Consider the following 775-nt stretch of genomic DNA (forward strand, 5'->3'; position numbering starts at 1 on the left):
TGCGATGCCGAGCACCGCTGGCTGCGCCTGGCCCCGGCCCGGATCGGGCACCTGTTCCCGCGCCTGCCCTGCCAATCCGAATACAACCGGCATCTGCGCCAGGCGGCCCCGCTGCTGCTGGCCGCGGCGGGATGGCTGGTGCGCCAGGTCCCGTCCTGGCACGACCGGCTGCGACTGATGGACGGCACCCCGGTGCGCTGCGGTGCCTCACGCACCACCGTGGACCGCTCGGCGCTGGGTGAGATCGCCGGCTACGGAATGGACAAATCCCACCACGCCTTCTACTGGGGCGCCAAGCTGATGCTGATCACCACCGCCGAGGGCGCGGTATGCGCCTTCAGCCTGGCCCACCCCAAGGAACTGGACGAGCGGCTGCAGGCGGTGCACCTGCTGCACGTCCAGCCGCCCGCGCCTGGCCCGTGCCCGATCGTGTGCGACAAGGGATTCGCCGGTGCCGGGGTGGAGAAGGCCGCCGCCGACCTGGGGCATGTCCTGATCCGGCCGGTCCGCGACGATGAACCCGAGCCCGCCGTGAAGGTGTTCCCCGGCTGGCTGCGCCAGCGCATCGAGGCGGTGATCTGGACGTTGAAGAACCAGCTCGGGCTGGAACGCCACGCCGCCCGCACCACCGAGGGGCTCTGGACCCGCGTCTGCCAGCGCATCGCGGCACTCAACGCCGCCATCTGGCACAACTGGCTGATCAACGCACCCGTCAAACGCTCCCTGATCGCCTATGACCACTAACCAGCACCATCATTCCCCATCAACGATCTAG

Annotated in this window: 1 protein-coding gene; it reads left to right on the forward strand. The window is 69.5% G+C overall.

The genetic code is table 11. From position 1 onward, the window contains the following. Nucleotides 1-744 (forward strand): hypothetical protein (locus tag E1300_RS49635; RefSeq protein ID WP_131764170.1); only part of this gene is annotated, 744 nt, incomplete at its 5' end. Nucleotides 745-775 lie beyond the last annotated feature (31 nt).

It is taken from the genome of Actinomadura fibrosa (genome assembly GCF_900659615.1).
Taxonomy (GTDB): domain Bacteria; phylum Actinomycetota; class Actinomycetes; order Streptosporangiales; family Streptosporangiaceae; genus Spirillospora; species Spirillospora fibrosa.